8 protein-coding genes and 1 tRNA gene are annotated in these 6,391 nt (G+C 47.9%); 5 read left to right on the top strand and 4 right to left on the bottom strand.

Translation table 11 applies throughout. The features are described from left to right. From RMO27_RS14205 to rpsL, 4 genes are all read right to left on the bottom strand, one after another. Window positions 1-150 (bottom strand): GTP-binding protein (locus RMO27_RS14205; RefSeq protein ID WP_309733590.1); only part of this gene is annotated, 150 nt, incomplete at its 3' end. 108 nt (window positions 151-258) lie between these two features. Further along, on the bottom strand, window positions 259-2,337 hold the full coding sequence (gene fusA, locus RMO27_RS14200) for an elongation factor G (RefSeq protein ID WP_309733588.1): 2,079 nt from the start codon (window positions 2,335-2,337) through the stop codon (window positions 259-261). Between the two features lie 119 nt (window positions 2,338-2,456). Continuing rightward, window positions 2,457-2,927 (bottom strand): 30S ribosomal protein S7, encoded by a 471-nt coding sequence (rpsG, locus tag RMO27_RS14195; protein ID WP_309733586.1) that lies wholly within the window; start codon window positions 2,925-2,927, stop codon window positions 2,457-2,459. A 391-nt stretch (window positions 2,928-3,318) separates the two neighbouring features. Further along, a complete protein-coding gene (gene rpsL, locus RMO27_RS14190) occupies window positions 3,319-3,699 on the bottom strand; it encodes a 30S ribosomal protein S12 (RefSeq protein WP_015161335.1) in 381 nt (126 codons plus the stop codon). A 27-nt stretch (window positions 3,700-3,726) separates the two neighbouring features. On the opposite strand from rpsL, the gene RMO27_RS14185 reads away from it, so the two are divergent. The 5 genes from RMO27_RS14185 to RMO27_RS14165 form a co-directional block, all read left to right on the top strand. Next, a complete protein-coding gene (locus RMO27_RS14185; protein ID WP_309733581.1) occupies window positions 3,727-3,909 on the top strand; it encodes a hypothetical protein in 183 nt (60 codons plus the stop codon). 33 nt (window positions 3,910-3,942) lie between these two features. Continuing rightward, the gene (locus RMO27_RS14180; RefSeq protein ID WP_309733579.1) at window positions 3,943-4,719 is read left to right on the top strand and encodes a 7-carboxy-7-deazaguanine synthase QueE; all 777 of its coding nucleotides are present in this window, start codon (window positions 3,943-3,945) and stop codon (window positions 4,717-4,719) included. A 179-nt stretch (window positions 4,720-4,898) separates the two neighbouring features. Next, the gene (locus RMO27_RS14175; protein ID WP_309733577.1) at window positions 4,899-5,465 is read left to right on the top strand and encodes a DUF937 domain-containing protein; all 567 of its coding nucleotides are present in this window, start codon (window positions 4,899-4,901) and stop codon (window positions 5,463-5,465) included. Window positions 5,466-5,633: 168 nt separating this feature from the next. Beyond that, a tRNA-Arg gene (locus tag RMO27_RS14170) sits at window positions 5,634-5,707 on the top strand. Window positions 5,708-5,803: 96 nt separating this feature from the next. Continuing rightward, window positions 5,804-6,391: YdcF family protein (locus tag RMO27_RS14165; RefSeq protein WP_309733576.1), on the top strand; the 588-nt coding region annotated here is incomplete at its 3' end.

The raw sequence follows: 6,391 nt of genomic DNA, 5'->3' as shown, positions 1-6,391 counted from the left end.
GATCTCGTCATACCGCCGCGATTTAGCAGCACCAATTGCCGCTAAGGACATGGTGATTGCTGCGGTAAGAGTGGTTTTACCATGGTCTACGTGACCGACAGTACCGATGTTAACGTGGGGCTTATTTCTTTCAAACTTAGCGCGTGCCATGAATAATTTCCTTAATTCCTCTTTAGATTTTACCTGGATTGTCGATCGGTATTGTTGGTTGTTTACTGTTTTGCAATAATTAACAACCAACAATGACCGTCAGACTATCTATTTCCCTTTGTTTTTAGTGACGATCGCTTCAGCCACGTTGCGAGGTACTTCATCATAATGGCTGAATTCCATTGAGAAGATCCCCCGACCTTGGGTGTTGGAGCGAATATTGGTTGCATAACCAAACATTTCACCCAACGGCACCTTGGCGGCAACTTTGGAGATGTTCGCCGCTGCTTCTTGACCTTCGATCTGACCTCGGCGAGAGTTCAGATCGCCGATGACGTTACCCAAGAAGTTGTCGGGAACTTCAACTTCAACCTTCATCACTGGTTCGAGCAGTGTTGGTTGAGCCTTCATGACGGCTTCTTTTGTTGCGATCGAAGCCGCAATCTTAAAGGCCATTTCATTGGAGTCAACTTCATGGTACGAACCATCGATCAGGGTGACTTTGAGATCGATCACTGGGTACCCAGCCAAAATCCCCGACTCGCAGGTTTCTTTAACGCCTTGCTCGATCGGGTTGATGTACTGTTTGGGTACCGAACCGCCGACAATTTTGGAGACGAACTCCAAACCGCTACCGGGTTCGCTCGGTGAGATCTCGATCACGACGTGACCGTAGTTACCGCTACCACCACTTTGTTTGATGTACTTACCTTCTTGCTTGACACTCTTGCGAATGGTTTCGCGATAAGCCACCTGTGGCGCACCGATGTTGGCTTCGACACCAAACTCTCGCAACATCCGATCGACTAGAATCTCTAGGTGAAGCTCGCCCATGCCCGCGATTACGGTTTGGTTGGTTTCGGGATCGGTGTGGACGCGGAAGGTTGGATCTTCCTGGGATAGGGAAATTAACGCTTTGGAAAGCTTCTCCATATCCTGTTTGGTCTTGGGTTCGACTGCCAGTGAAATTACTGGTTCGGGGATGAATAGCGACTCCAGGATCACCGGATTGTCTTCATCGCACAAAGTATCACCAGTGAAGGTATCTTTGAGTCCGAGGACGGCACCTAAGTCACCAGCCCGCAGCTCGTCTACTTCCTGGCGATCGTCTGCCTTGAGGATAATCAAGCGGGAAATCCGTTCTTTCTTACCCTTAGTTGGATTCAAGACGTAAGTACCAGTTTTGACTACTCCAGAGTAGACGCGAATAAAGGTCAAACGACCGTATTTATCCGCCATGATCTTGAACGCCAGTGCTGCAAACGGTTCATCATCGTTGGCATGACGTTCGACTTCGATCGTCTCGTCATCGACATCCTTACCTTTAATTGCCGGAACTTCAGTCGGGCAAGGGAGATAATCGATCACCGCATCCAATAGCGATTGAACGCCTTTGTTCTTAAAGGCAGAACCACAGAACATCGGTACCATCGTGCCGGCGATCGTGCCTTTACGAATTGCCGCTTTGACCTCCGCTTCGGAGATTTCTTGACCTTCGAGATATTTCTCAGTCAATTCATCTGAGGTATCGGCAACAGATTCCAGTAGTTTCAAGCGAAACTCGTCCGCTTTAGCTTGGAGATCGGCGGGAATATCGCGTTCTTCGATATCCTTGCCCATGTCGTCGAGCGCATAGAATGCGCGCATGGTGACCAGATCGATGACTCCCGCAAAGTCGCCTTCAGCTCCAATTGGGATTTGGATGGGTACCGCATTGACGCGCATCCGATCGAGAATCTGCTCGTAAACCTTGAAGAAATTCGCACCAGTCCGATCCATCTTATTCACAAAGACGATCCGAGGTACTTTGTAGCGATCGGCTTGTCGCCATACCGTCTCCGATTGAGGCTGAACGCCGCCAACGGAACAGAATACAGCGATTACACCATCGAGTACCCGCATCGAACGTTCGACTTCGATCGTAAAATCTACGTGTCCTGGAGTATCGATGATGTTGATCTTATGATCTTTCCAAGTCGTACTGATTGCGGCTGCGGTAATGGTGATGCCACGCTCTTGTTCCTGCACCATCCAGTCGGTGGTGGCAGTTCCTTCATGAACTTCGCCAATCTTATGGACAACCCCAGAATAATATAGAATTCTTTCGGTCGTGGTTGTCTTACCCGCATCAATGTGGGCTGCAATCCCGATGTTGCGTACTTTCTCAAACGGGACGGTACGTGGCACAATAACCTCCTTACTTGTCGGCTGCCGATAATAATATTGTTAATCTTTACTAAGATTGTAGACGTTTTTGGGTACAGTCGGGTGACTGCATACCCTGATGGCCTTAAAACTCAGTGAGTCTAGTAACGGTAGTGAGCGAATGCTTTATTTGCTTCGGCCATCCGGTGAGTTTCCTCACGTTTGCGGATCGCGCTACCCGTTTCGTTAGCTGCATCCATTAGCTCGTTAGCCAATTTGCCAGCCATTGATTTGCCCGCCCGCGAGCGAGAGTAGTTGATCAGCCAGCGCATGGCTAGTGCCGTACCGCGCTCGGCTTTGACTTCCATCGGTACTTGGTAAGTAGCACCGCCCACACGGCGACCTTTAACTTCTACTAAGGGAGTAGCATTTTTAACTGCTTTTTCAAAGGTTTCGAGTGGGTCGGTACCAGTGCGCTCTTCGATCGTTTTCATCGCTTCATAAATGATCCGATAAGCGACTGATTTTTTACCGCTGTACATAATGCGGCGCACCATCATATTCACCAGGCGGCTGTTATAGACAGCATCTGGTGGTACTGGGCGTTTGACGACTTTGGTTCGACGTGACATAGCGCGAAAATTGAATTGGTGATTTGGTTAGGTACTGACGTTGTTACAACCTCTGGATCGGAGCTTCGATCGCTCGCCTTCGGTCACTTACTTAATTTGCTTTGAGGATCTAGGAATCTTCAGTGATGGTCGAAGCACATCTGATGATGATCGCTTAACCATTTGCAACGAAACCGGAAACTACCAACTTATCTCCACTTCAGCAATCATCTATCATCTGCTGTTGATGCCCGATCGACATCTCATTTGAGGATAGGCAGACGCCCTCAGCATGGGAGCCTACAGAGTAACTGAAGGATGATTTTGTATGTAAGCTGACAAATACAACTGACTGGCTAGATAAGAATGTAGAGCGGTTGCAATTTTCTTAAATAGATAGTTGTGAAACCTACTACTTAGCAGCCTTGGGTCGCTTGGTGCCATATTTGGAGCGACCTTGCTTGCGATCCTTGACCCCAGCAGTATCGAGCGTACCGCGAATGATGTGATATCTGACCCCAGGTAAATCTTTTACCCGACCGCCACGAATCATTACAACGGAGTGTTCTTGCAGGTTGTGACCGATACCAGGGATGTATGCCGTGACTTCAAAACCAGAAGTGAGCCGCACCCGCGCTACTTTGCGTAGAGCTGAGTTAGGTTTCTTGGGTGTAGTTGTGTAGACGCGAGTACAAACACCACGACGCTGAGGGCATTCCTTCAGTGCGGGTGATTTAGTTTTGACTTTGTAGTCTTCGCGGGCTTTGCGAATGAGCTGTTGGATGGTTGGCATGTTTTACAAAATTTTGACAGTCGCCGAATGGTTCCAACTGTTGACAAATTACCATTCTATGACGATCTGTTTCCCCGTGTCAATCAAAAAACTGATCTGGCTAGCAATTCAAAAAGCTTTCGTGCTAGGTTCGAGATTGATTTGCCATTTTCAGAGACGTTCTTGCCAGTAATTTTGGATCTCGATCGACTCGAACCCGATCTAAAATAGTTAGTTCATCGGTTATCCCTAGTCTTCGCTCCTATGACAGCACTCACTGCTAATTTAATTGAAATTTTCTCAGCGATTCAAGGTGAGGGCATCAATGTTGGGACGCGCCAGATCTTTGTCCGGTTTGGGGGCTGTGACTTGCGCTGTCACTACTGCGATAGTCAACATACTTGGCAAAAGCAACCCACTTGCGAGATCGAGCAGACACCTGGAGAGCGGGATTTTGTCACTTATGCTAACCCGATCGAGTTGTCCCAATTATTAACATGGGTCGCTCGGCAAAATATTCCACACCTTCACGATAGTATCAGTATCACGGGTGGCGAACCGCTCTTACATGCCTCCTTCCTCGCCCAATTTTTGCCCCAAGTCAAAGCCCTAACTAAATTACCCATCTATCTCGAAACTGGTGGACATCGTCCCACTCAGTTAAGTCAAATTTTAGCTGATGTAGATCTCGTTGGGATGGATATCAAGCTACCGAGTGTCAGTGGGGAAACTCACTGGGAACAACATCGAGGATTTTTGCAACTATGTCACGATGCCAAGGTTGATGTATTTGTGAAAATTATTATTTCGCAAACTACCGATCCGATCGAACTGCAACAAGCAGCCGAGTTGGTGGCTGATGTGAGCGATCGAATTGTTATTTTCCTCCAACCAATGACCGCCCTCGCCGAGCCACATACAAATTCCCACCTGACAGCACCAAGGCCAGAGCAAGTATTAGCTTGGCAAGCTTTAATGAAGGCGTATTTACCTCAAATTCGAGTAGTTCCTCAAACACATAAAATGCTCGGACAATTGTGATTTAGGCTCCAAAAAGCTATTCAGAAGCCTATATATTTTATAGCTGAATTAAATAAAAACTGTTAATTTCTCCAGATAGTTGAAATAGTTGTGTACAATACTGTCGTCGATTCGTTGGAGTTCCTACTCCTAAAGCAGAATTGATTTTCACAACTATTTTTTAGATGAGGCAGATTAGAATGAATCCATTAATCGGAATGCTAGTGAATCAATTGGGCGGCCCAGTCGTGCAACAGATCGGTCAACAAATTGGTGCAGATCAAGGTACCACAAAATCTGCGGTGGGGATGGCGTTGCCGATGCTGCTATCGGCAATGGGCAACCATGCCGCAACGCCAGATGGTGCTGATGCAATTAACCAAGTAACTCAGCAGAACGACGGGTCGATTTTAGATAACTTGATGGGGTTTGTGGGCAATGCTGGTGCTGCTGGCATGGGTGGCGCGTTGCTCTCACAAGTGATGGGTGGCGGCTCTCAGAATGCGATCGCCGATAATATCACCCAACAAACCGGGATGGACAATGGGACTGTCACTCAGCTACTCGGCATCCTCGCCCCAATTGCGATCGCGGCAATTGGTAAATTTAGCCAACAAAGTGGCACAGATCCCAGTAGTATCGTCCAAACACTAGGCGGTGCTGGCGATAGCAATGATCTCATCGGCATGGCAACAAAAATGCTCGATGGCGACGGCGATGGTAATCCCATCAATGATATTGGGAATATTATCGGTAAGATGTTTTAGTAAATTCTGGTGACTAATTAATCGATCGTGTTGGCGAAGCCTTTGCCTCAGCAAAAGCGTAGGCTCTGCCTCAGCGAGCGTGAAATCAGCCAGTCGAGACGCGGCTTACTCCATATATCTAGATTAATTAGTCACCAGTCATTAATCTGATACAATTGATTGCTGTTTGGGGTTGTAGCTCAGAAGGATAGAGCGATCGCCTCCTAAGCGATAGGCCGTGGGTTCGATTCCCGCCAGTCCCGTGCGTTGTTTGTCGCGATAAATTGTGGTAACTTGAGCCTAGCAAATGCTAGGCATAGTCTAGCTATTGAACCTGTCCTCTCCAAGCTCCTTGCAGCATGGCGCATAATCACACCCTGCCCCGATCCCGTTCCAACTCACGTCAAAAGCAACGTCGCCGCCCGCGTTGGCGATTGTTGAAAGCATTGTTACCACCGTTACTATTTCCCTTCGCCTGGATGGGCTATCGCGAGTTAGAAAATACCTGGATTGAGCCGCAAGCAATTTTTGTCTTGGGTGGTGAAGAAGAACGCGAACTATTTGGCGCGAAAGTCGCCCATACTCATCCCAATTTACCCGTCTGGATTTCGAGTGGCGCACCACCAAAATACGCCAATCGAGTTTTTAAAAAGGCTGGCGTCGCACCGGAAAATCTCCATCTGGATTATCAAGCGAATGATACCGTGACTAACTTTACAACGTTGGTCGATCGATTTGAGTCCAAAGGGATTACTAGTGTCTATCTAGTCACTTCTGATGACCATCTACCGCGCGCGCGGGCAATTGGTGAGATTGTTTTTGGCAGCCGAGGGATTAAAGTTAAACCGATAACTTTTGTTAGCGGACGACCTGTGGAACCACTGCGAAAAACAGTTCGCGATGGCTTTCGATCGATCCTCTGGCTGGCGACTGGCTATGCTGGTAGC

Origin of the sequence: Chamaesiphon sp. OTE_75_metabat_556 (assembly GCF_031378165.1) — a bacterium.
Lineage (GTDB): Bacteria > Cyanobacteriota > Cyanobacteriia > Cyanobacteriales > Chamaesiphonaceae > Chamaesiphon.
This window is presented reverse-complemented; position numbering and strand designations above follow the sequence as displayed.